Annotated in this window: 21 protein-coding genes and 1 tRNA gene; 16 read left to right on the top strand and 6 right to left on the bottom strand. The window is 67.1% G+C overall.

The features are described 5' to 3' along the window. Positions 1 to 13: 13 nt before the first annotated feature. Genes AC5P60_RS13800 through mmsB form a run of 4 tightly spaced genes read left to right on the top strand, consistent with a single transcriptional unit; the run spans position 14 to position 4,033 of the window. The gene (locus tag AC5P60_RS13800; protein ID WP_033833499.1) at positions 14 to 1,180 is read left to right on the top strand and encodes an acyl-CoA dehydrogenase family protein; all 1,167 of its coding nucleotides are present in this window, start codon (positions 14 to 16) and stop codon (positions 1,178 to 1,180) included. Next, positions 1,177 to 1,974, top strand: a complete 798-nt coding sequence (locus AC5P60_RS13805; protein WP_005411946.1) for an enoyl-CoA hydratase — start codon at positions 1,177 to 1,179, stop codon at positions 1,972 to 1,974. Before AC5P60_RS13800 ends, AC5P60_RS13805 begins: the two co-directional genes overlap by 4 nt. Continuing rightward, a complete protein-coding gene (locus tag AC5P60_RS13810; RefSeq protein ID WP_483693719.1) occupies positions 1,971 to 3,146 on the top strand; it encodes an enoyl-CoA hydratase/isomerase family protein in 1,176 nt (391 codons plus the stop codon). Before AC5P60_RS13805 ends, AC5P60_RS13810 begins: the two co-directional genes overlap by 4 nt. Next, positions 3,143 to 4,033 (top strand): 3-hydroxyisobutyrate dehydrogenase, encoded by an 891-nt coding sequence (gene mmsB / locus AC5P60_RS13815; protein WP_005407687.1) that lies wholly within the window; start codon positions 3,143 to 3,145, stop codon positions 4,031 to 4,033. Before AC5P60_RS13810 ends, mmsB begins: the two co-directional genes overlap by 4 nt. Positions 4,034 to 4,179: 146 nt before the next feature. On the opposite strand, the gene AC5P60_RS13820 is transcribed toward mmsB, so the two are convergent. Together AC5P60_RS13820 and AC5P60_RS13825 are read right to left on the bottom strand one after the other, a co-directional pair. Next, complete coding sequence (locus AC5P60_RS13820) at positions 4,180 to 4,605, bottom strand: organic hydroperoxide resistance protein (protein WP_004153735.1); 426 nt, start codon at positions 4,603 to 4,605, stop codon at positions 4,180 to 4,182. Between the two features lie 111 nt (positions 4,606 to 4,716). Further along, positions 4,717 to 5,697 carry a cation diffusion facilitator family transporter gene (locus AC5P60_RS13825; RefSeq protein ID WP_005407688.1) on the bottom strand — a complete coding sequence of 327 codons (981 nt, stop codon included), beginning with the start codon at positions 5,695 to 5,697 and terminating at the stop codon, positions 4,717 to 4,719. Between the two features lie 104 nt (positions 5,698 to 5,801). Between AC5P60_RS13825 and AC5P60_RS13830 the strand changes: the two genes are divergently transcribed. Beyond that, a complete protein-coding gene (locus AC5P60_RS13830; protein ID WP_483693718.1) occupies positions 5,802 to 5,981 on the top strand; it encodes a sulfate transporter in 180 nt (59 codons plus the stop codon). A gap of 293 nt (positions 5,982 to 6,274) precedes the next feature. On the opposite strand, the gene AC5P60_RS13835 is transcribed toward AC5P60_RS13830, so the two are convergent. Both AC5P60_RS13835 and AC5P60_RS13840 read right to left on the bottom strand, forming a co-directional pair. Next, positions 6,275 to 8,056 (bottom strand): peptidoglycan-binding domain-containing protein, encoded by a 1,782-nt coding sequence (locus AC5P60_RS13835; protein WP_049452547.1) that lies wholly within the window; start codon positions 8,054 to 8,056, stop codon positions 6,275 to 6,277. A 42-nt stretch (positions 8,057 to 8,098) separates the two neighbouring features. Next, positions 8,099 to 8,518, bottom strand: coding sequence for a lysozyme inhibitor LprI family protein (locus AC5P60_RS13840; RefSeq protein WP_217279065.1), 420 nt, complete (start codon positions 8,516 to 8,518; stop codon positions 8,099 to 8,101). 220 nt (positions 8,519 to 8,738) lie between these two features. Here AC5P60_RS13840 and dusA point away from each other — a divergent pair, with 220 nt between their 5' ends. From dusA to AC5P60_RS13860, 4 genes are all read left to right on the top strand, one after another. Then, the gene (gene dusA / locus AC5P60_RS13845; RefSeq protein ID WP_483693717.1) at positions 8,739 to 9,770 is read left to right on the top strand and encodes a tRNA dihydrouridine(20/20a) synthase DusA; all 1,032 of its coding nucleotides are present in this window, start codon (positions 8,739 to 8,741) and stop codon (positions 9,768 to 9,770) included. A gap of 213 nt (positions 9,771 to 9,983) precedes the next feature. Continuing rightward, positions 9,984 to 10,358: a hypothetical protein gene (locus AC5P60_RS13850; protein ID WP_005407693.1), complete on the top strand. Its 375-nt coding sequence runs from the start codon at positions 9,984 to 9,986 to the stop codon at positions 10,356 to 10,358. A 73-nt stretch (positions 10,359 to 10,431) separates the two neighbouring features. Further along, positions 10,432 to 11,115, top strand: coding sequence for a response regulator transcription factor (locus AC5P60_RS13855; protein WP_004136763.1), 684 nt, complete (start codon positions 10,432 to 10,434; stop codon positions 11,113 to 11,115). A gap of 25 nt (positions 11,116 to 11,140) precedes the next feature. Continuing rightward, on the top strand, positions 11,141 to 12,565 hold the full coding sequence (locus tag AC5P60_RS13860; RefSeq protein WP_032953760.1) for an ATP-binding protein: 1,425 nt from the start codon (positions 11,141 to 11,143) through the stop codon (positions 12,563 to 12,565). A 598-nt stretch (positions 12,566 to 13,163) separates the two neighbouring features. Here the strand turns inward: AC5P60_RS13860 and AC5P60_RS13865 are convergent. Both AC5P60_RS13865 and AC5P60_RS13870 read right to left on the bottom strand, forming a co-directional pair. Next, positions 13,164 to 13,955 (bottom strand): M90 family metallopeptidase, encoded by a 792-nt coding sequence (locus tag AC5P60_RS13865; RefSeq protein WP_483693716.1) that lies wholly within the window; start codon positions 13,953 to 13,955, stop codon positions 13,164 to 13,166. Next, positions 13,922 to 14,200 (bottom strand): hypothetical protein, encoded by a 279-nt coding sequence (locus tag AC5P60_RS13870; protein ID WP_005407696.1) that lies wholly within the window; start codon positions 14,198 to 14,200, stop codon positions 13,922 to 13,924. The genes AC5P60_RS13865 and AC5P60_RS13870 overlap by 34 nt, the downstream gene beginning before the upstream one ends. 144 nt (positions 14,201 to 14,344) lie before the next feature. Between AC5P60_RS13870 and birA the strand changes: the two genes are divergently transcribed. The 7 genes from birA to AC5P60_RS13905 all read left to right on the top strand — a co-directional run bounded on the left by birA (position 14,345) and on the right by AC5P60_RS13905 (position 18,761). After that, positions 14,345 to 15,313: a bifunctional biotin--[acetyl-CoA-carboxylase] ligase/biotin operon repressor BirA gene (gene birA, locus AC5P60_RS13875; protein WP_483693715.1), complete on the top strand. Its 969-nt coding sequence runs from the start codon at positions 14,345 to 14,347 to the stop codon at positions 15,311 to 15,313. Next, positions 15,310 to 16,041, top strand: a complete 732-nt coding sequence (locus AC5P60_RS13880; protein WP_005407698.1) for a type III pantothenate kinase — start codon at positions 15,310 to 15,312, stop codon at positions 16,039 to 16,041. Before birA ends, AC5P60_RS13880 begins: the two co-directional genes overlap by 4 nt. Positions 16,042 to 16,050: 9 nt before the next feature. After that, positions 16,051 to 16,884: an SPOR domain-containing protein gene (locus AC5P60_RS13885; protein ID WP_483693714.1), complete on the top strand. Its 834-nt coding sequence runs from the start codon at positions 16,051 to 16,053 to the stop codon at positions 16,882 to 16,884. A 41-nt stretch (positions 16,885 to 16,925) separates the two neighbouring features. After that, positions 16,926 to 17,001, top strand: a tRNA-Thr gene (locus AC5P60_RS13890). Between the two features lie 192 nt (positions 17,002 to 17,193). Beyond that, entirely contained in the window at positions 17,194 to 17,637 is a 444-nt protein-coding gene (locus tag AC5P60_RS13895; RefSeq protein WP_483693735.1) for an Arm DNA-binding domain-containing protein, read from the top strand. Beyond that, positions 17,634 to 17,879 (top strand): hypothetical protein, encoded by a 246-nt coding sequence (locus AC5P60_RS13900; RefSeq protein WP_483693713.1) that lies wholly within the window; start codon positions 17,634 to 17,636, stop codon positions 17,877 to 17,879. Before AC5P60_RS13895 ends, AC5P60_RS13900 begins: the two co-directional genes overlap by 4 nt. Positions 17,880 to 18,155: 276 nt before the next feature. After that, positions 18,156 to 18,761 carry a restriction endonuclease subunit S gene (locus AC5P60_RS13905; protein WP_164225313.1) on the top strand — a complete coding sequence of 202 codons (606 nt, stop codon included), beginning with the start codon at positions 18,156 to 18,158 and terminating at the stop codon, positions 18,759 to 18,761. Positions 18,762 to 18,779 lie beyond the last annotated feature (18 nt).

Raw genomic sequence — 18,779 nt, forward strand, 5'->3', positions numbered from 1 at the left:
GGCAGGAGCAGCCATGAGCCACTCGATGACGACGGAACTGGAAGAAGCGCAGCAGGCGTACCGCGAGGCGGCGCGCGACTTCGCACAGGCCGAACTGGCGCCGCACGCCGCGCGATGGGATGCGGAGGGCATCTTTCCGCGCGAGGCGATCGCCAAGGCCGGTGAACTGGGCTTCTGCGGCCTGTACATGGACCCGGAAGTGGGCGGCAGCGGCCTGAGCCGACTGGACGCCGCCGTCGTCATCGAGGAGCTCGCCAACGTCGATCCGTCGACCGCGGCGTACATCAGCATCCACAACATGGCCTCGTGGATGGTGTCCAAGTGGGGCCAGCCGGCCCTGCGCGATGCGTGGGGCGCCGATCTGTCCTCGGGCAGCAAGCTGGCCTCGTACTGCCTGACCGAACCGGGTGCGGGTTCCGATGCGGCGTCGCTGAAGACCACCGCCGTGCGCGATGGCGACTTCTATGTGCTGAATGGCTCCAAGGCCTTCATTTCCGGCGCCGGTGCCACCGAGCTGCTGGTGGTGATGGCGCGCACCGGTGGCCCCGGTGCCGGGGGTGTCAGCGCGATTGCGGTGCCGTCGGACCTGCCGGGCATCAGCTTCGGCCGCAAGGAAGAGAAGATGGGCTGGAACAGCCAGCCCACCCGTGGCATCACCTTCGAAAACGTCCGCGTGCCGGTCAGCCACCTTCTGGGAGAGGAAGGCGGCGGATTCAAGCTGGCGATGAAGGGTCTGGACGGCGGCCGCATCAACATCGCCGCCTGCTCGCTGGGTGCCGCGCAGGGTGCGCTGGATGCCGCACGCCGCTACATGGGCGAGCGCCGCCAGTTCGGCAAGGCGCTGGCCGAGTTCCAGGCGCTGCAGTTCAAGCTGGCCGACATGGTCACCCAGCTGGTCGCCGCCCGGCAGATGGTGCACACCGCCGCGCGCAAGCTCGATGCCGGTGCCAGCGACGCCAACGTGTGGTGCGCGATGGCCAAGCGCTTCGCCACCGATGCCGGCTTCAACGTCTGCAACGAAGCGCTGCAGATCCACGGTGGCTACGGCTACATCCGCGAATACCCGATCGAGCGCCTGCTGCGTGACTGCCGCGTGCACCAGATCCTGGAAGGCACCAACGAGATCATGCGGGTGATCGTTGCCCGTCACCTGCTCAACACCGAAGAGGAACTGCGATGAAGGATTGGCGTACCCAGGAGCACGTGGGCCTGAAGGTGGAGGTGGATGGCCACACCGCCGTGGTCACCCTGAACAACCCGCCGGCGCACACCTGGACCGTGCACAGCCTGTCGGCGCTGCGCGACCTGGTGGGCGCGCTCAACGCAGACCGCGACATCTACGCGCTGGTGATCACCGGTGACGGCGAGAAGTTCTTCTCCGCCGGTGCGGACCTCAACCAGTTCGCCTCCGGCGACAAGGCCGCTGCACGCGAGGCCGCGCGCCGCTTCGGTGAAGCCTTCGAAGCGCTGTCCGGTTTCCGTGGCGTGTCGATCGCCGCGATCAACGGCTACGCCATGGGCGGTGGCCTGGAATGCGCGCTGGCCTGCGACCTGCGCATCATCGAAGACCACGCCCAGGTCGCGCTGCCGGAGGCCACCGTCGGCCTGCTGCCGTGTGCTGGCGGCACCCAGAACCTGCCGCGCCTGGTCGGCGAGGGCTGGGCCAAGCGCATGATCCTGCTGGGCGAGCGCATCAATGCCGAGACCGCACTGCGCATTGGCCTGGCCGAAGAAAAGGTCGGCAAGGGCGAAGCCAAGGCACTGGCCCTGGAATGGGCGAAGAAGGCCGGCAAGCAGAGCCCGACCAGCATCGCCGCCTGCAAGACCCTGGTGCAGTCCACCCGCACCGGCACCCACGCCTCGGCGCTGGTGGCCGAGCGTGAAGCCTTCGTCGACCTGTTCGACACCGCCGACCAGGTCGAGGGCGTGACCGCCTTCCTGGAAAAGCGCACCGCGCAGTGGAAGAACGCATGAGCACCGACACCGTTGCCGACGACGCACCGGTGCTGTTCGAGGAGCGCGTGGCCGGCAACGGCGCGCGCATCGGCATCGCCACGCTCAACGCGCCGCGCACGCTCAATGGTTTCTCGCTGCCGATGGCGCACCTGCTGCTGAAGCAGCTGAAGGCCTGGGCCGATGACGACGGCATCGCCATGGTGGTGCTGCGGGGCGCCGGTGAGAAGGCGTTCTGCGCCGGCGGCGACCTGCACAGCCTGTACAAGAGCATGGTCGCCTTCCGCGAGGCCGGCTGCAGCGACATCCGCGAGAACGACTACGCCGCCGAGTTCTTCGACGTCGAATACCGCGTCGATCATCTCATCCACACCTACGCCAAGCCGATCCTGTGCTGGGGCCATGGCATCGTGATGGGCGGCGGCATCGGCCTGATGTCCGGCGCCAGCCACCGCGTGGTCAGCGAGCGCTCCAAGCTGGCCTTCCCGGAAATCACCGTCGGCCTGTTCCCCGATGTCGGTGGCAGCTGGCTGCTGCCGCGCGTACCGGGCAAGGGCGGCTTGTTCCTGGCGCTGACCGGCGCACTGCTCAACCCGGGCGATGCCATCTACGCCGGCCTGGCCGACGTGCACGTGGCCGAAGAGCGCCGCAGTGCAGTGTTCGATGCGCTGCTGCAGGTGGCCTGGTCCAGTGATTCCGCACACAACCACGAACGCCTGACCCATCTGCTGCAGTCGCATGCCAGCGATGCCGCCACCGGCCCGCTGCTGGCCAATGCCGCGCAGGTCGAGGCGCTGTGCGAGGGCGATGACCTGCCCGCGATCATCGAGCGCATCAGCAAGCTGCAGACCGACGATGCCTGGCTGCAGGCGGCACAGAAGACCCTGGCTGCCGGCGCACCGGGTTCGGCACGCTTGGCGTACGAACTGCAGCGCCGCAGTACCGGCCAGGACCTGGCCGCGGTCTATCGCCTGGAGTACATCGTCGCCCTGCACTGCGCCGCCCACGGTGATTTCGCCGAAGGCATCCGCGCGCTGCTGATCGACAAGGACCGCAATCCGCAGTGGAACCCGGCCACCCTGGCCGAGGCCACCGGCGCGTGGGCCGACACCTTCTTCGCTTCCCCCTGGGCCGCTGCCGCGCATCCGCTGGCCGACCTGGGCACTCCCCTTGTTGAAAGGAGCCTTGCATGAGCCGCATTGCATTCATCGGGTTGGGCAACATGGGTGGCCCGATGGCCGCCAATCTGGTCAAGAACGGCCACAGCGTGCGCGTGTTCGATCTGGTCCCGGCCGCGGTGCAGGCCGCCGTTGACGCCGGTGCCAGTGCTGCGTCGTCGGCGCGCGACACCCTGGCCGATGCCGAGGTGGTGATCTCGATGCTGCCGGCCAGCCGCCACGTCGAAGGCGTGTATCTGGGCGACGACGGCATTCTCGCCGCGATTCCGGCCGGCGCACTGGTCATCGACTGCAGCACGATCGCCCCGGCCAGCGCGCGCAAGGTTTCGGAAGCGGCCGCCGCACGTGGCCTGCAGATGATCGACGCGCCGGTGTCCGGCGGTACGGCCGGTGCCCAGGCCGGCACCCTGACCTTCATCGTCGGTGGCGAGGAGGACGCGCTGGAACGCGCGCGCCCGGTGCTGCAGGCGATGGGCAAGAACATCTTCCATGTCGGCGCCAGCGGCGCCGGCCAGGTCGCCAAGCTGTGCAACAACATGGCGCTGGGCGTGATCATGGCGGTGACCGGTGAAGCCATCGCGCTGGGCGTGGCGCACGGCCTGGACCCGAAGGTGCTGTCGCAGATGATGGCGGTCAGCACCGGCCGCAGCTGGGCCACCGAAGTGTGCAACCCGTGGCCGGGCGTGCTGGAAAACGCGCCTGCGTCGCGCGGCTACAGCGGCGGTTTCGGCAGCGATCTGATGCTGAAGGACATGGGCCTGGCGGTGGAAGCGGCGATGAGTGTCGGTGCCTCGATTCCGCTGGGCGAAGTGGCCCGCAACCTGTACTCGATGAACCACCAGGCCGGCCGCGGCAAGCTGGATTTCTCCAGCGTCGTGCAGCTCATCACCAGCGAGAAATGACCTGGTAGTGCCGGCCGCTGGCCGGCAACCTCATGCCCCTGTGGGACAACGAAGGTGGGATGGGCGGATGTTCGGTTTCGACCGGCATCCGCCCATTTTTTTGCTCTTTACGTTGGTAGTGCCGGCCGCTGGCCGGCAGCACCCCATCAGGCCACGATCAGCGTCACGTCGATGTTGCCGCGGGTGGCATTCGAGTACGGGCACACGATGTGCGCCTTCTGCACCAGCTCTTCGACCTGCTCGCGCGGCACGCCCGGCACGTTGATGGTCAGCTCGGCTTCGATGCCGAAGCCGGTCGGGATCTGGCCGATGCCGACCTTGCCAGTGACGGTGGTGTCGGCCGGCAGCGCGACCTTGGCCTGGCCGGCCACGAACTTCAGCGCGCCCAGGAAGCAGGCCGAGTAGCCGGCGGCGAACAGCTGTTCCGGGTTGGTGCCCGGGCCGCCGGCGCCGCCCAGTTCGCGCGGGGTCGACAGCTGGATGTCCAGCACGTTGTCGGAGGAGACGGAACGGCCTTCACGGCCGCCGGTGGAGGTGGCCTGGGCGGTGTACAGAACCTTTTCGATGGACATCGGGATGCTCCTGGTCGGTGGGTGGATGTTGCGTTGGAGCCTACTTTGCCCGGTTTCCGCGTACGTTGGGTTGCAGGGCGTACGAAAAACTTGATCGATCGTCCTGTCGGCCTAGATCGTCCACTCGCGGTCGGTGGTGAACATGATGGTCAGCCAGCGGTCCGGCGAGGCCTCGCCCAGCGCGTCGCCGATCTCGTCGCGCAGCTGGTCCCATTCCACCAGCGGCCGCGGCGGGTCGTTTTCCGGCACCACGAAGAACAGCTCGATCTGCTCGCCTCGCCCCACCTGCGCCACGTAGCTGCGGTGCTCGACGAAGCCATGCTTGGCCACGATCGCGCGTGCCACGGCATCCACGTGCGCCTGCAGCTCCGGCGGGGTGACCAGCAGGATGCCGGCCAGCGCCCGGCGCACGGTGCCGAGCGGGGCGATCATCACCAGCACGCAGACGAAGGCGAGGATGGCCGGGTCGATGTACGGCCCGACCCAGGCCCACGAGGTGCCCTGCACCAGCACGCCGCCGAGGAAGGCCAGCAGGTAGCAGGCTGACATGCTGGCCGCGATCACCCAGTTTTTCGCATCCAGTGCGATGAACTCCGAGCCGATGCGGCGGTTGGCGCGCAGGATGAACCAGGCCAGCGCGCCTTCGCCGACGATGGACAGCCCGGCGAAGGCGATGGCCGGGCCCAGTGCGATGTGGCGGCCACCGGACATCAGTGCATCCACCGCATTGACCAGGGCATACAGTGCCGCACCGATCATCAGCGTGCCGCTGACCCCCAGCACGATCGGTTCCAGGTGCCAGAAGCCCATGGTGAAGCGTTGGTTGAGCCTCGACTGCAACGCGTCGGTCTGGGTGGACAGCGCGATCAGGCGTGCCACCAGCAGCGACAGCCAGGTCATGACCACGTCGATCAGGCCGTAGATGCCGTCGAAGATGATCAGCGAGGAATTGGCCAGCAGGCCGAATACCACTGCGGCGGCGGCCAGCAGCAGCGAGGCGGCGATCGACAGGCGCAGCACGCCCTGTTCGGTGGCGGGGTCGAAGAACTGCGGGCGGTGGGTGGCCATGGCCCGATTGTAGAGCGGCGGCATGCTTCGCTGCCTTCCGCTGTCCGGCATCGTCGCAGAACGTCGAGGACATCGCCAAGACGCCCAGCGAGCGTGACCGCGGATTCGTCGCCCAGGGCATGGCCAACATGGTCATCGAACTCCTCGGCCGCATGCTGGATATGCAGCGCTACGATGCCGGTGACACGCAGGTCTACCGCGTGCGTGGGCAGGTGTTCTTTGCCTCGGCCGGCCCTCTGGGTGCGGTGTTCGATTACCAGCACGTGACGCCGAAGGTACAGATTGATCTGCGCGACGCCCACCTGTGAGACCTGACCGCCTGAGGCGGCAGTGTTTCAAGAAGCAGACCGCCTATGGATGGCGGGTACTGACCACTTAGGGAAAGCTCCGGACGGACTTATCTGTCGTCAAAGCGTCGACGCGATCAAACCGGATCGACTACACCTCGAGGCCGACTACCTCGAAACGTGGGCACGCTCCGGGGCGCAAGACCTCGCATTTGCGACAATCCTCGACGCACCTCAACCAATGCCCCCGTCGGCCTCAAGCCGACGAGGGGTGAGCAAGGTAATGGCACTCGCAGGCCCGTGGGCCCGCTCTCTTACGCCATCATGGCCCGCGGGCCGTGCTGCTGGGTCTGCTGGTCGATCTTCTGCTGCTCGCGCTGCTGATCGCTCACCTGCAACGCCCGCTCGCTGTTCTCCTGCACGCTCTGGCGCATCGCGTCAGCGGTCGATACCGGCGCGGTATTGCGGTTCAACGCGCTTTCGTCATGCAGCGCATTGGCCTGCACCGCGCGCGCCATCGAGCCATCCTGGTTCAGCTCAACGCGATCAACCCGGTACAGGCCGGCACGTGCAGCTTCCACGGTAAGCGCAGCGGCCAGCTTCTCGCTGTGCTCGCCGGAGGGCAGGCCACGCGCTTCCTCGGCGAACTTCACCTGCACCAGGGTCTCGGTGTACAGCCAGTTCTGCGGGCTGCGCGGGTCGGACATCGGGTACACCGTCTCGCGCGCAGGCTCGGCCGCGGCCTGCTGCTCCTGGGTGTTGCCCTGTGCCTGCGCACGCTGCTGCACTTCATTGGCCAGCGCCTGGCGGGTTTCCGCATCGGCAATGCCGGTCGCAGGCAGGCCATGCTGCTGCTGGAACGCGTTGATCGCATGGCGGCTGCCACCGCCCAGATAGCCGTCGCTGCCGATGGCCTGACCCTTGGCGTCGGTCAGCCCCAGCGCGGCCAGGTTGCCCTGGAGTTCGCGCGCGTCGCGGTCGATCGCGGCCAGCGTGGCTGGCCCGGCCTTGCCGTCCACCGGGTCCAGATTGTGTGCGCGCTGGAAGTCTTCCACCGCCTTGCGGGTGGTGGCATCGAAGCGCCGGTCCGGATTCAGCGTCTGCTGGCCGCCATCACTGGCATAGCCCAGCGTGACCAGATTGCTCTCCAGCTTCAGCACGTCACGGCCGCTGGACCCTTCCTTCAACGTCTGCGAACCGGCCTGCTGGCGCGGTGCGCCGATCTGGTCCAGCGCCACCATGATGTCCGCATCGTTGTGCTCACCGGCGGGCGAGTAGTCGCGGCTGCTGACCTTGGCATGGGCGCGGTCCATTGCGTCCTTGTTGTTGGCGTAGGCATTTTCGTAGCGCACGGCGATGTCGCCGGCCTTGGGCGCGTCGAAGTACTGGTAGGTCTCGCGGATCTGCCCGGCCTTCGCGCGCAGCGCCTCGTAGTCACCGCCTTCTTCCAGCACCTTCTGCAGCTTGGGCAGCTGGCTGGGCAACTGGTTGGCGGTCTTGGCGATCAGGCTGATCGCTTCGAAGCGGTTTTCCTCGGCGATGCCGCTGCCGTGTGCGTCCACCATCGCCATGCCGATCCGGGTGGCGTTGCGCACCTGCGGGTAGTCGATGTTCGCGTGGATCCACTGCTTGCCCTCGGCCGAACCGGCCCAGGCGTTGATGCTGTCGCGCGTGTTGGTATCGATGAACTGGATCGAGCTGCGCCCGCTCAGGCCATTGCCGTGGCTGAGCAGGTCGCGGCGCAGGTCGGCGTGGTCCTGGGTGAACGGCAGGTTGTGCGCCTTGGCATAGCTGCTGGCCTGATCGATCACGGCGTCGACATAGGTCGTCTCGCCCGCCTTCAGTGCGTGGCCGTCGATGGCGCCCAGCGCCCACTCGCCGCGCTGGCCGAAGTCGACCTGGATCGCGCCCAGGCTGTAACCGCTGTTCTGCGCGACTTTGTTCACTGTGCCCCAGTGCGGTTCGGTCACGCCCTGGGTGATGCCGGCGATGGCCAGATGGTAGGAGGCGGGACCCCCTTCGGTACCACGGCCGACGGCGAAATACACGGCGCCGGAGGTGGCATCGAGATCATGGGTATCGATGTTGGTTGGCATGTCTTACATCCTTGTGCAGTCAGAGGGTTTGCCCCTCAAGGGTCAGTCCAGCAGCTGCAGATACTTCTGCAGCTGGTCGGCACGCGCGCTCAGGCGCATCACATCGTTCAGCTCGCCCTGCAGGTTGCCGGGCTGCGAATCGTCGTACAGCGCGGTATCCAGTTCGCCATCGCGGCTGCGCGACTGCAGCCACGCGCGCTGGGCATTCACCAGCTTGGTCTTCTTTGCGCCACTCAGCTTTGCCTGCAGCTGGCGGTAGGCCTGGTTCAGGCGCTGGTCCTGGCGTGCGCTTTCCGAGGTCAGGCAGGCGGCCTGCTCGATCGCACCCTGTGCCTTGTCACGGCAGGTGGTGAAGGCCGGGCTCAGCCCGGTGGCCGCCGGTGCTGCGGTTGCCGTGCCGATGGCCAGTACGGCGACCGCCAGCGCGGTGGCGAGGGTCCTGCTCAAACGCTTGTGCTGCATCATCTGCTCCACACGTCCAATCCATTGCGAGCGACGGACTATAGCGGCGTCAATATTTCGTCGTCGTCAACGAATCGCGACAACTGTGACCGGTTGCCCGTCATTGTGGGGTGGCGCCGCCCGGCCTGCGGACGGCCCTCGGGCCCGGGCGCCCCAGCGCTATCCGGGCGCCAGCCGCCGCCATTCAGCCGAGCGGTGTAAACTATTGATCTCACTGGCAATGCCAGTCTCCACGATCAACACCCCGATGACGTCCGCCACCGCCCGTTACGCTGATTCCCTGCGCCTGTCCGTTGCCCCGATGATGGACTGGACCGACCGCCATTGCCGCGTGTTCCATCGCGTGCTGGCGCCGGGTGCACGCCTGTACACGGAGATGGTGCACGCCAACGCGGTCATCCACGGTGACCGCGAGCGCCTGCTCGGCTTCGACCGCAGCGAACAGCCGCTGGCGCTGCAGCTGGGCGGCAGCGATCCGGCCCTGCTGGCGCAGGCTGCGCGCATTGCCGCCGAGTGGGGATACGACGAGGTCAACCTCAACTGCGGCTGCCCGTCCGACCGCGTGCAGGCAGGGCGTTTCGGCGCCTGCCTGATGCGCGAGCCGGTACTGGTGGCCGAGTGCGTGGCGGCCATGGTCGATGCGGCCGACATCCCGGTAACGGTGAAGTGCCGCCTGGGCGTGGACGAGGACAACGACTACGACGTGTTTGCCAGCTTCGTCGACCGCCAGGTCGCCGCTGGTGCGGCGATGGTGGTGGTGCATGCGCGCAACGCGTGGCTGAAGGGCCTGTCACCGAAGGAGAACCGCGAGGTTCCGCCGCTGAAGTACGACTGGGCCTACCGCCTGAAGCAGGAGCGCCCGGCACTGCCGGTGGTGATCAACGGTGGCCTGGCCAGCATCGAGGCGGTACAGGCGCAGGCCGCGCACGTCGATGGCGTGATGCTGGGCCGGGCGGCCTATCACGACCCCTATCTGTTGCATCAGCTGGAGGCGCTGCACACCGGCGCCCCGCTACAGGCACGTGGTGACCTGCTGCGCGCGATGCGGCCCTACATCGAGGCGCGGCTGGGCGAAGGCCTGGCGCTGAAGCACATCACCCGCCACCTGCTCGGCCTGTTCCATGGCCAGCCCGGTGGTCGCGCCTTCCGCCAGGTGCTGAGCGAGGGCGCACACCGCCCGGGCGCCGGCTGGAGCCTGATCGAACAGGCCTTGGCGGTCACCGAACGCGAAGCTGATCGCGTCGCAGCGTGACGTCGGTCACGGTCCTGACTTGACAAGGGGCGGCGATTCGTCCCGAATGTTCACCTAGATGAACGACGCGAGCGCAGGGCCGGAAAAGTTCAGACCGGATTCACTGCCCCAAACCAAGAATTTGCAAAGGATTTGTAAAGCGCCGGGTCCCGAACCCGGCTCCCGGATTTACGACTTTTGAACGAATCGCCGTGCTCGGCTAGGATCGCATCGATGTCTTCCGCTCCCTTCCATCGCCGCATTGCCCTGGCCACCTGCGTGGTGCTGGCGGCTGCGCCGCTGTCTTCGGCGCTGGCGCAACAGCCGCCGCGCGGCGATCAGGGGCGCGCGGAGATGATGGAGCGGGGCGAGCGCGGTGGCCGTGGCGACGAGCGCTCGCTGTCCGATGCCGTGCGCCGCGTGCAGCGCACCACCGGCGGCCACATCCTCGGCGCCGAGCGCGTGCCGTTCGATGGGCGTGACATCAACCGGGTGAAGTACATGGACGACCGGGGCCGGGTCCGCTACATGGACGACCCCGCACCGTCGCGTTCACAGCCGCGCACGCCGCGGTCGGATATGTCATCACTACGCGGCGATAACCCCTGAACAGGGATAGTTGTCGCTATCAACCCGTACCCCACAGGCCTCCGGGCCACACCCAGGACACTAGGGAGAGTTCATGCGTATCCTTCTGGTCGAAGACGAAGCCCCGCTGCGTGAGACCCTGGCAGCCCGGCTCAAGCGCGAAGGCTTTGCCGTCGATGCTGCGCAGGACGGCGAGGAAGGCCTCTACATGGGGCGCGAAGTTCCGTTCGATGTCGGCATCATCGACCTCGGCCTGCCCAAGATGTCGGGCATGGAGCTGATCAAGGCCCTGCGTGACGAAGGCAAGAAGTTCCCGGTGCTGATCCTGACCGCGCGTTCGAGCTGGCAGGACAAGGTCGAAGGCCTGAAGCAGGGCGCCGACGACTACCTGGTCAAGCCGTTCCACGTCGAAGAGCTGCTGGCCCGCGTCAACGCGCTGCTGCGCCGCGCCGCCGGCTGGAGCAAGCCGACCCTGGAATGCGGCCCGGTCGCCCTGGACCTGGCTGCGCAGACCGTCAGCGTGGCCGGCAGCAATGTCGACCTGACCAGCTACGAATACAAGGTGCTGGAGTACCTGATGATGCACGCCGGTGAACTGGTCTCCAAGGCCGACCTCACCGAGCACATCTACCAGCAGGACTTCGACCGCGACTCGAACGTGCTGGAAGTGTTCATCGGCCGCCTGCGCAAGAAGCTGGACCCGGATGGCGAACTGAAGCCGATCGAGACCGTGCGCGGCCGCGGCTACCGTTTCGCGATTCCGCGCAACGAGGGCTGAGCCGGCTCAGCCTGGCGAGACCATGATGTCCGGCCGTCTGTGGTTCTTCCGACGCTGGCGGCCGCGCTCCCTGCAGGCGCGCCAGATGCTTGCCGCGTCCGTGGGCCTGGTCGCGTTCCTGGCCCTGGCCGGTTACGCACTCGACGCCGCCTTCGCCGATACGGCGAAGGCGAACCTGCGTGAGCGCCTGAAGAACTACGCCACCGCGTACGCGGCCGGCATCGACTTCACCCGCGACCGCTCGCTGTACATCCGCGAGCAGCCGCCGGATTCGCGCTTCGACGTGCCGGGCAGTGGCCTGTACCTGCAGGTGGTGATGCCGCACGGCAAGGGCAATTCGATGTCCGCCGAAGGCCCGATGCTGCCCACCGTCGGCGGCGGCCTGCTGGCGCCACGCCAGGAAGTGTTCGAAGGCCCGCTGCCGATGATCCAGATCGACGGCAGCCAGGGCTCGGTGTACCGCTATGGCCTGGGCCTGGTGTGGGACGCCGACGCCGACCCGGCCACCGAATTCCCGTACACCATCTATGTGATGGAAGACTCGCGCGCGTTGGGCGCGCAGCTGCGCGTGTTCCGTGGCCGTGTCTGGTTCTACCTGGGCGGCATCGGCCTGATCCTGCTGCTGCTGCAGACCGTCATCCTGCAGTGGAGCCTGCGTCCGCTGCGTCGGGTGATCACCGAGCTGACCAAGGTGCAGCGCGGCGAGACCGAGCGCATGAGCGAGCGCCACCCGCGCGAGCTGGAACCGCTGACCGACAGCATCAACGCCTTCATCGAAAGCGAGCGCGAGAACCTCGAGCGCCAGCGCAACACCCTGGCCGACCTGGCACACAGCCTGAAGACGCCCATTGCGGTGCTGCGCACGCAGATGGACAGCGGCGCGGGCGATGGCGCGCTGCGAGAAGAGCTGGACGTGCAGCTGCAGCGCATGAACAACTTGGTTTCGTACCAGCTGGCACGTGCTGCGTCGTCGGGCCACAAGCTGTTCTCCGCGCCGCTTCCGATCGAGTCCAACGCCGAGGAAATCGTGCGTGGCCTGGAGAAGGTCTACGCCTCCAAGGGCGTGCTGTGCGAGTTCGACATCGATCCGGCCGCGCGCTTCCACGGCGAACCGGGCGACCTGCAGGAACTGCTCGGCAACCTGCTGGAAAACGCCTTCAAGTGGGCCAACCGCCGCGTGCTGCTGACCGCGCAGCCGCTGCCGGCACCGAACGCGCGCCGCGCAGGCCTGCTGCTGGCGGTGGACGACGATGGCCCGGGTATCGCCCCGGACGACATCGGCAAGGTGCTGCAGCGTGGCGTGCGTGGCGACGAGCGCGTGCAGGGCCACGGCATCGGTCTGTCGATCGTGCAGGACCTGATCAAGGATTACCGCGGCGAACTGGCCGTCGGCCGTTCCAGCGAACTGGGCGGCGCCCGTTTCGAAGTGCGTTTGCCGCCAGGGCCGTAAACCTTCGCAATCGGTAGTGCCGGCCGCTGGCCGGCACCCTCATGATCTTCGGTGGCATTGCCAAGTTGCCGGCCAGCGGCCGGCACTACCGTGTTTCGATCTTTGGCGGCTCGCCATAGAACCGCCGCAGCCGCGCGTTCCCGTCCGCCGGGCGTCGCCTGACGCAACAGCGTGTGGTATTCCGGTAGTGCCGGCCGCTGGCCCGCATCCTCATGATCTTCGGTGGCATTGCCAGGTTGCCGGCCAGCGGCCGGCACTACCGTGTTTCGATCTTCGGCGGCTCGCCATAGAACCGCCGCAGCCACGCGTTCCCGTCCGCCGGGCGTCGCCTGACGCAACAGCGCGTGGTATTCCGGTAGTGCCGGCCGCTGGCCGGCATCCTCATGATCTTCGGTGGCATTGCCAGGTTGCCGGCCAGCGGCCGGCACTACCGTGTTTCGATCTTCGGCGGCGCGCCGTAGCACCGCCGCAGCCGCGCGTTCCCGTCCGCCGGGCATCGCCTGACGCAACAGCGCGTGGTATTCCGGTAGTGCCGGCCGCTGGCCGGCACCCTCATGATCTTCGGTGGCATTGCCAGGTTGCCGCCCAGCGGCCGGCACTACCGTGTTTCGATCCTTGGCGGCTCGCCGTAGAACCGCTGCAGCTGCGCGGCGACCTCCGGCAACGCCTGCTGCAGCAGATCCGGTGCCGAGAAGTGATACTCGCTGGCCACCGCGAAGAACTCTTCCGGCGCCTCGGCCGCGTACGGGTCGATCAACGTCTCCTCGCCGGCATCCACCTGCGCGCAGAAGGCATCGTAGGAACGCTGGAAGGTGGCTGCCCACTCGCGCTGCCACTCGCGCGGCAGTGGCGGCGTGCCGTCCATCGCACCATCCAGCGCATCCAGCTTGTGCACCATCTCGTGCACCGCCACGCAGTAGCCCTCGTGCGGCGTCGCCAGGTCGGCCTGCACATCGGCCCACGACAGGATCAACGGACCGCTGTCCCACGACTCGCCAATCAGTTCGTCATCCCACTCATGCAGTACGCCGGCCGCATCCATGTGGCTGCGATGTACGCGGAATGCATCGGGGTAGACGATCAGCTGCGACCAGCCTTCCAGACCCACCTCGCCGAACTCCAGCAGCGGCAGGCAGCATAGTGCCGCCAGCAGCACGCCATCGCCGGCTTCCAGCTGCAGCTCGCCGATCGGGGTAATGGTCTTCTCGTGCAGGAAGCGCGTGGCCAGCAGGCGCAATCGCGCGCGGCGATCATCGTCCAGACCGTGCAGCAAGGCCGCACGGCGGCAGGCCTCATCCCAAAGTGCATCGTCGATCGGCCGCGGCGCAGGCCGCAGCCACTGCAGCAACGACTTGATCAGCGGAACATTCCCGGCAGGTAGCTGTGCCACTTCGGTGCGCGGATGCGCTGCAGCACGTCGTCATCGCTGCCACCGCCGCCCGTGCTGGTGCTGGCTGCCGGGCGGACCGGTGCCGGCTTGGTGGTGGCGGCCGAAGCGGTCGCGGTCGGTGCACGCTGCGAAGCGGCATCGCCGTTGGAGGACACGCAGGCGCCGCGGCTGTCGTCCAGCGCTGCCGTCGCAGACGCCGCGAAGGGCATCGTCAGCAGGATCAGGCAATGGGCATAACGGCGCATTGACGACATCCACGTTAAGGGAAGGTGAGTTCCCGATTCTAGCCCGAACCCGGCGCCCCGTTGGAAGCCCCCGCGGAACCCAGCGTGGCGGGCGCCGCTGGCGGCTTTCCCGCATAATTCCTTCCTGACTTCGTGGAAGCTGCCGTGGACGACCGCCAATTGCTGGCCAAACTCGCTGCCGGTCGCCTCTCCGGCGACGCCCTGGCCCGTGAGCTGGGCCAGACCCGGGCGGCCATTTGGAAGCGTATTCAAGGACTTAGAGCCGCCGGTGTAGACATCGAGGGGCGTGCAGGTGAGGGCTATGGCCTGACCCGCCCGGTCGACCTGCTGGACCCGGCCGCGATCCGCGCCGGCCTGCCCGGCGACGCCCAGGCGCTGCTGCACGACCTGCAGGTCGCTTGGACAGTGGACTCGACCAATGCCGAATTGCTGCGGTGCAGCGCGCCCCAGCGCGGGGTGAGCGTCCTGCTGGCCGAGCGCCAGACCGGCGGCCGCGGCCGTCGCGGCCGTACGTGGGCGTCGCCGCTGGCCGCGCATATCTACCTGTCGGTGCTGCGGCTGTTCTCCGGTGGCCTCGGTCGCCTGGCCGGGCTGAGCCTGGTGGCCGGCATCGCCGTGGCCGAAGCGCTGCACGACCTGGGCTACACCCAGGCGCAGCTGAAGTGGCCGAATGACCTGATCGTCGATGGCAAGCGCAAGCTGGTCGGCCTGCTCGCAGAAGGCGGTGGCGAATACGCCGGCCCGGCGCGCGCGGTGATCGGCATCGGCATCAACACGCACATGCCGCCGTCCTTCGCCGAGCAGATCACCCAGCCGTGGGTGGACCTGGACACGCTGGCCGGCAAGCCGGTGGACCGCAACGTGGTGGTTGCTGCCGTGCTGGCGCGCCTGCTGCCGGCACTGGAAGAATTCGATCGCGAAGGCCTCGCTCCGTTCCTGCCGCGCTACGCCGCCTTCGACATGCTGGCCGGCCGCGAGGTGCGGGTGGAACTGGATGGGCAGTGGCAGCATGGCACCGCACTCGGCCTGGCCGATGACGGCGCGTTGCGCGTGCGCATCGATGGCCGCGAGCGCCTGCTGCACGCCGGCGAAGTCAGCGTGAGGGCGGCATGAGCGATTGGTTGTTCGACCTCGGCAACTCGCGCTTCAAGTTCGCGCCGTTGCAGGGCGACCGTGCCGGTGACGTGCAGGCCTGGGCGCATGGCGCCGAAGGCATGGCCGGACAGCCGCCGCACAGCCTGCCCAGCGGCACCACCGCGTTCGTGGCCAGCGTGGCCGCACCGTCGCTGACCAGCGCGATGCTGGACCAGCTGCAACGTCGCTTCGAGCACGTGCACGTGGTGCGTACCAGCGCCGAATGCGCCGGTGTGCGCATTGCCTATGCCAAGCCCGAAAAATTCGGTGTGGACCGCTTCCTGGCCCTGCTGGCCGCGGCCAAGGCGCAGCGCCCGGTGCTGGTGGTCGGGGTGGGCACCGCACTGACGATTGATCTGCTTGACGCCGACGGCCAACACCACGGTGGCCGCATTTCCGCATCGCCCACCACCATGCGCGAAGCACTGCATGCCCGCGCGGTGCAGCTGCCGGCTACCGGCGGTGACTACAGCGAATTCGCCAACGACACCGCCGACGCGCTGGCCTCCGGCTGCGATGGTGCGGCCGTGGCACTGATCGAACGCAGCGCACAGCAGGCGCACACGCTGCTGGGCGTGGCACCGTCGCTGCTGGTGCACGGTGGCGGCGCACCGGCGCTGATGCCGTTGCTGCCCGGCGCGGATTACCATCCCTCGCTGGTGCTGGATGGCCTCGCCCGCTGGGCGGTGCACCAGCCCGCAGGCTAGTATCCGCGCATGCTGACCCGTGCCCTGATCGTCGTACTGGCCATCCTCAATCTTGGCGTCGCCTGCTGGTGGCTGCTGCGCGATGCGCCGCAGAAGCCTGCGCCGCCGCCGCAACCGGCCGGCGTGGCCGAGCTGCGCTGGGTGCCCGGTGGCGTGGATGCGAATGCCGCCGCCGAAGCCACCGCTGCTGCCCCGACCGTACCGCTGATGGAGCGCGAACCGGCTGCGAAGACGGCGGTGGCTGCGACGCCTGCGCCTGCTGCTACGCCCGCCAAGCCCGAGGCCACGTCGGTTGCCGCAGCTGCCAAGCCAGTGACGCCGCCCGCGCCGCCCCCGACTCCGGCGCCGGAGAAGCCCGCGACGCCGCCAGCCGCCCCGGAGCCACCGCGCTGCATCGCGCTGGGCCCGTTTGCCGACCGCGCCGCCGCTACCGCCGCACAAGGCAAGACCGGCACGGTGTTGAGCCAGGTGCGCCTGCGCGAACAGCCCGCTGCCAGCGGCAGCGCCCGTTACCGGGTGATGCTGCCGGCCGCCGCCAACCGCGAAGAGGCCCAGGCCACGGTCAAGCGCATCGTCGCTGCCGGCCTGAGCGACTACTACATCATCAGCCAGGGCGAGGAAGCCAACGCGGTGGCACTGGGCCAGTACCGCAACCGCGAAGGCGCCGAGCGCCGCATGGCCGCCGTGCAGGCCGCCGGCTTCCAGCCGCGTCTGGTGGCCAGCGGCGGCGCCGGCCAGTGGTGGCTGGAAGGGCAGCTGGCGGCGGGCACGCAGCCGGCGCAGGCCCAGCAGCGCAGTGGCGCGGCACAGAGCCGGTCGCTGGAATGCACGCGGTTGCGCTAGAATCCCCCGGACCGCGGCACTGCCGCCGGTGCACCACCCATGCCGCTTTAGCTCAGTTGGTAGAGCAACTGTCTTGTAAACAGTAGGTCATCCGTTCGATTCGGATAAGCGGCACCATCACTTGCTCCGCTAGTGTCCACAAGCGTCCTGAAGGCACAATCAACTCGCTGATATAGCGGGTTTTTTTGTGCCTGTACGTCCTTGCGGGCCCATCACCATCCACGTCGGATCGGGGTAGCACCGGGGGACAAGAGGCAACAGGAAAAGCCCTACAAGTTGTCTACGGGGTCTGATCTCTATCTGCTCGTGATGCCCAATGGCTCCAGGTACTGGAGGATGAAGTACAGCTTCGCCGGTAAGGAGAAGCTGCTGAGCATCGGTGTCTATCCTGAGATCACCCTCAAGGAGGCGGTTGAGCAGCACGACGCGGCGCGGGTGCAGCTGAGGGCAGGGCAGGACCCTTCCGAAGAGAAGCAGCTGCAGAAGCTCAAAGCGGAGCTCTCCGTTGATGATCGTTTCGAGGCCATCGTGCTGGAGTGGCTGGAGACTCGCGGTGACTTGGCAGCCAGTACCTGGCAAAGGCCAAGTGGATGGTGGAGACCTACGCTTTCCCCTGCTTGGGCCGTCGCCCGATTAATGGCATCAGTACCGCTGAGGTGCTGGCAGTGCTTCGGCGCTTGGAGGCCCAGGAAAAGATCGAGTCAACTTAGCGCCTTCGCCACATCTGCGGACAGGTCTTCAGGTACGCAGTGACAACTGGTCGGCTCGACAGGGCTCCGACCCATGCTCTTCGTGGTGCTCTGAAGAAGGCCAAGAACCGGCACTATGCGTCCATCGCAGATCCGGCCAAGGCGGGTGAATTGTTGCGGGCCATTGATGGCTACACCGGCCAGTTCACGACGCTGTGTGCGCTGAGGCTCGCGCCGCTGGTCTTTACGCGCCCGGGCGAGCTACGGCATGAGATGGGCTGGATCTCCGATGCCATCGAGCGGTAGTTGGCACACTCCGAGAGGAATCCCATCAAGGCGGCATACAACCGTGCAGGGCACCTGCCAGAGCGTCGGAAGATGATGCAGGCGTGGGCTGATTACCTGGGCCCTTGCGTGAAAAACAGCCCAGAGCTACCCAGCTCTGCGCTAAGCGCGCTTGCCCCCACTTGCAGCTACTCCCAACGAAGTAGCTGCAGGAGGGAGGTTAGGGGGCTTGCATCAATTGAGATGATGCAAAAAAAAGAATTGCATTGGCGTTGATGCCGTGCGAAAGTTTGCATCATGGATATTGATGCAGAAAATTTCATGGTTGGAGAGTTGGTCTCCATTCAAGCGGGCTATCCTTTTCGTGGCTCCATTGAGGAGTCGGCCGATGGTGAAGTCCTAGCGGTGCAGATGAGGGATGTTGACCTTGACCATGGGGTCAAATGGCCTGACGTCACGCGCACCACGCTTGCAGGCCGCAAACCACCTGACTGGCTCAAGGCTGGGGACATATTGTTCGTCGCTAAAGGTGCTCGGTTCTATGCCGTATGCATTGATGAGCCGCCGAGCCCTGCCGTGTGCAGCCCTCACTTCTTTCTGCTCCGAGTGGCCTCCCAAGGTCTACTGCTGCCTGCTTTCCTCGCCTGGCAAATAAACCAACCGCCCTTTCAGCGTCAGCTTCAGCAAGCCGCTGAAGGCAGCAGCCAGCTGAGTATCCGTCGCCCCGTACTGGAATCGCTCACGCTGTGCGTGCCGCCGCTGGTGGATCAGCAACGCATCGTTGCCCTGGCTGACCTTACCCGTCAGGAGCGCCACGTGCTCAATCAACTCATTCACAACCGCGAGCAGCAACTTCAAGCGCTCGCAGAGAGTCTTGTGCATGCCGCACAGACCAGTCATTGAACAACGCAGGAACTCAAA

This window comes from Stenotrophomonas sp. YJH_SMC_120, from assembly GCF_059368675.1.

Excerpts from the sequence above, each read along its gene's own strand:
- AC5P60_RS13880 (WP_005407698.1), top strand. The coding sequence starts at position 15,310 with ATGAGCGATTGGTTGTTCGACCTCGGCAACTCGCGCTTCAAGTTCGCG.
- AC5P60_RS13860 (WP_032953760.1), top strand. The coding sequence starts at position 11,141 with ATGTCCGGCCGTCTGTGGTTCTTCCGACGCTGGCGGCCGCGCTCCCTG.
- AC5P60_RS13840 (WP_217279065.1), bottom strand. The coding sequence starts at position 8,518 with ATGCAGCACAAGCGTTTGAGCAGGACCCTCGCCACCGCGCTGGCGGTC.
- AC5P60_RS13800 (WP_033833499.1), top strand. The coding sequence starts at position 14 with ATGAGCCACTCGATGACGACGGAACTGGAAGAAGCGCAGCAGGCGTAC.
- AC5P60_RS13855 (WP_004136763.1), top strand. The coding sequence starts at position 10,432 with ATGCGTATCCTTCTGGTCGAAGACGAAGCCCCGCTGCGTGAGACCCTG.
- AC5P60_RS13850 (WP_005407693.1), top strand. The coding sequence starts at position 9,984 with ATGTCTTCCGCTCCCTTCCATCGCCGCATTGCCCTGGCCACCTGCGTG.
- mmsB (WP_005407687.1), top strand. The coding sequence starts at position 3,143 with ATGAGCCGCATTGCATTCATCGGGTTGGGCAACATGGGTGGCCCGATG.
- AC5P60_RS13810 (WP_483693719.1), top strand. The coding sequence starts at position 1,971 with ATGAGCACCGACACCGTTGCCGACGACGCACCGGTGCTGTTCGAGGAG.
- AC5P60_RS13905 (WP_164225313.1), top strand. The coding sequence starts at position 18,156 with ATGGATATTGATGCAGAAAATTTCATGGTTGGAGAGTTGGTCTCCATT.
- AC5P60_RS13830 (WP_483693718.1), top strand. The coding sequence starts at position 5,802 with ATGGTCATCGAACTCCTCGGCCGCATGCTGGATATGCAGCGCTACGAT.
- AC5P60_RS13870 (WP_005407696.1), bottom strand. The coding sequence starts at position 14,200 with ATGCGCCGTTATGCCCATTGCCTGATCCTGCTGACGATGCCCTTCGCG.
- AC5P60_RS13885 (WP_483693714.1), top strand. The coding sequence starts at position 16,051 with ATGCTGACCCGTGCCCTGATCGTCGTACTGGCCATCCTCAATCTTGGC.
- dusA (WP_483693717.1), top strand. The coding sequence starts at position 8,739 with ATGCCAGTCTCCACGATCAACACCCCGATGACGTCCGCCACCGCCCGT.
- AC5P60_RS13825 (WP_005407688.1), bottom strand. The coding sequence starts at position 5,697 with ATGCCGCCGCTCTACAATCGGGCCATGGCCACCCACCGCCCGCAGTTC.
- AC5P60_RS13895 (WP_483693735.1), top strand. The coding sequence starts at position 17,194 with ATGCCCAATGGCTCCAGGTACTGGAGGATGAAGTACAGCTTCGCCGGT.
- AC5P60_RS13805 (WP_005411946.1), top strand. The coding sequence starts at position 1,177 with ATGAAGGATTGGCGTACCCAGGAGCACGTGGGCCTGAAGGTGGAGGTG.
- AC5P60_RS13820 (WP_004153735.1), bottom strand. The coding sequence starts at position 4,605 with ATGTCCATCGAAAAGGTTCTGTACACCGCCCAGGCCACCTCCACCGGC.
- AC5P60_RS13835 (WP_049452547.1), bottom strand. The coding sequence starts at position 8,056 with ATGCCAACCAACATCGATACCCATGATCTCGATGCCACCTCCGGCGCC.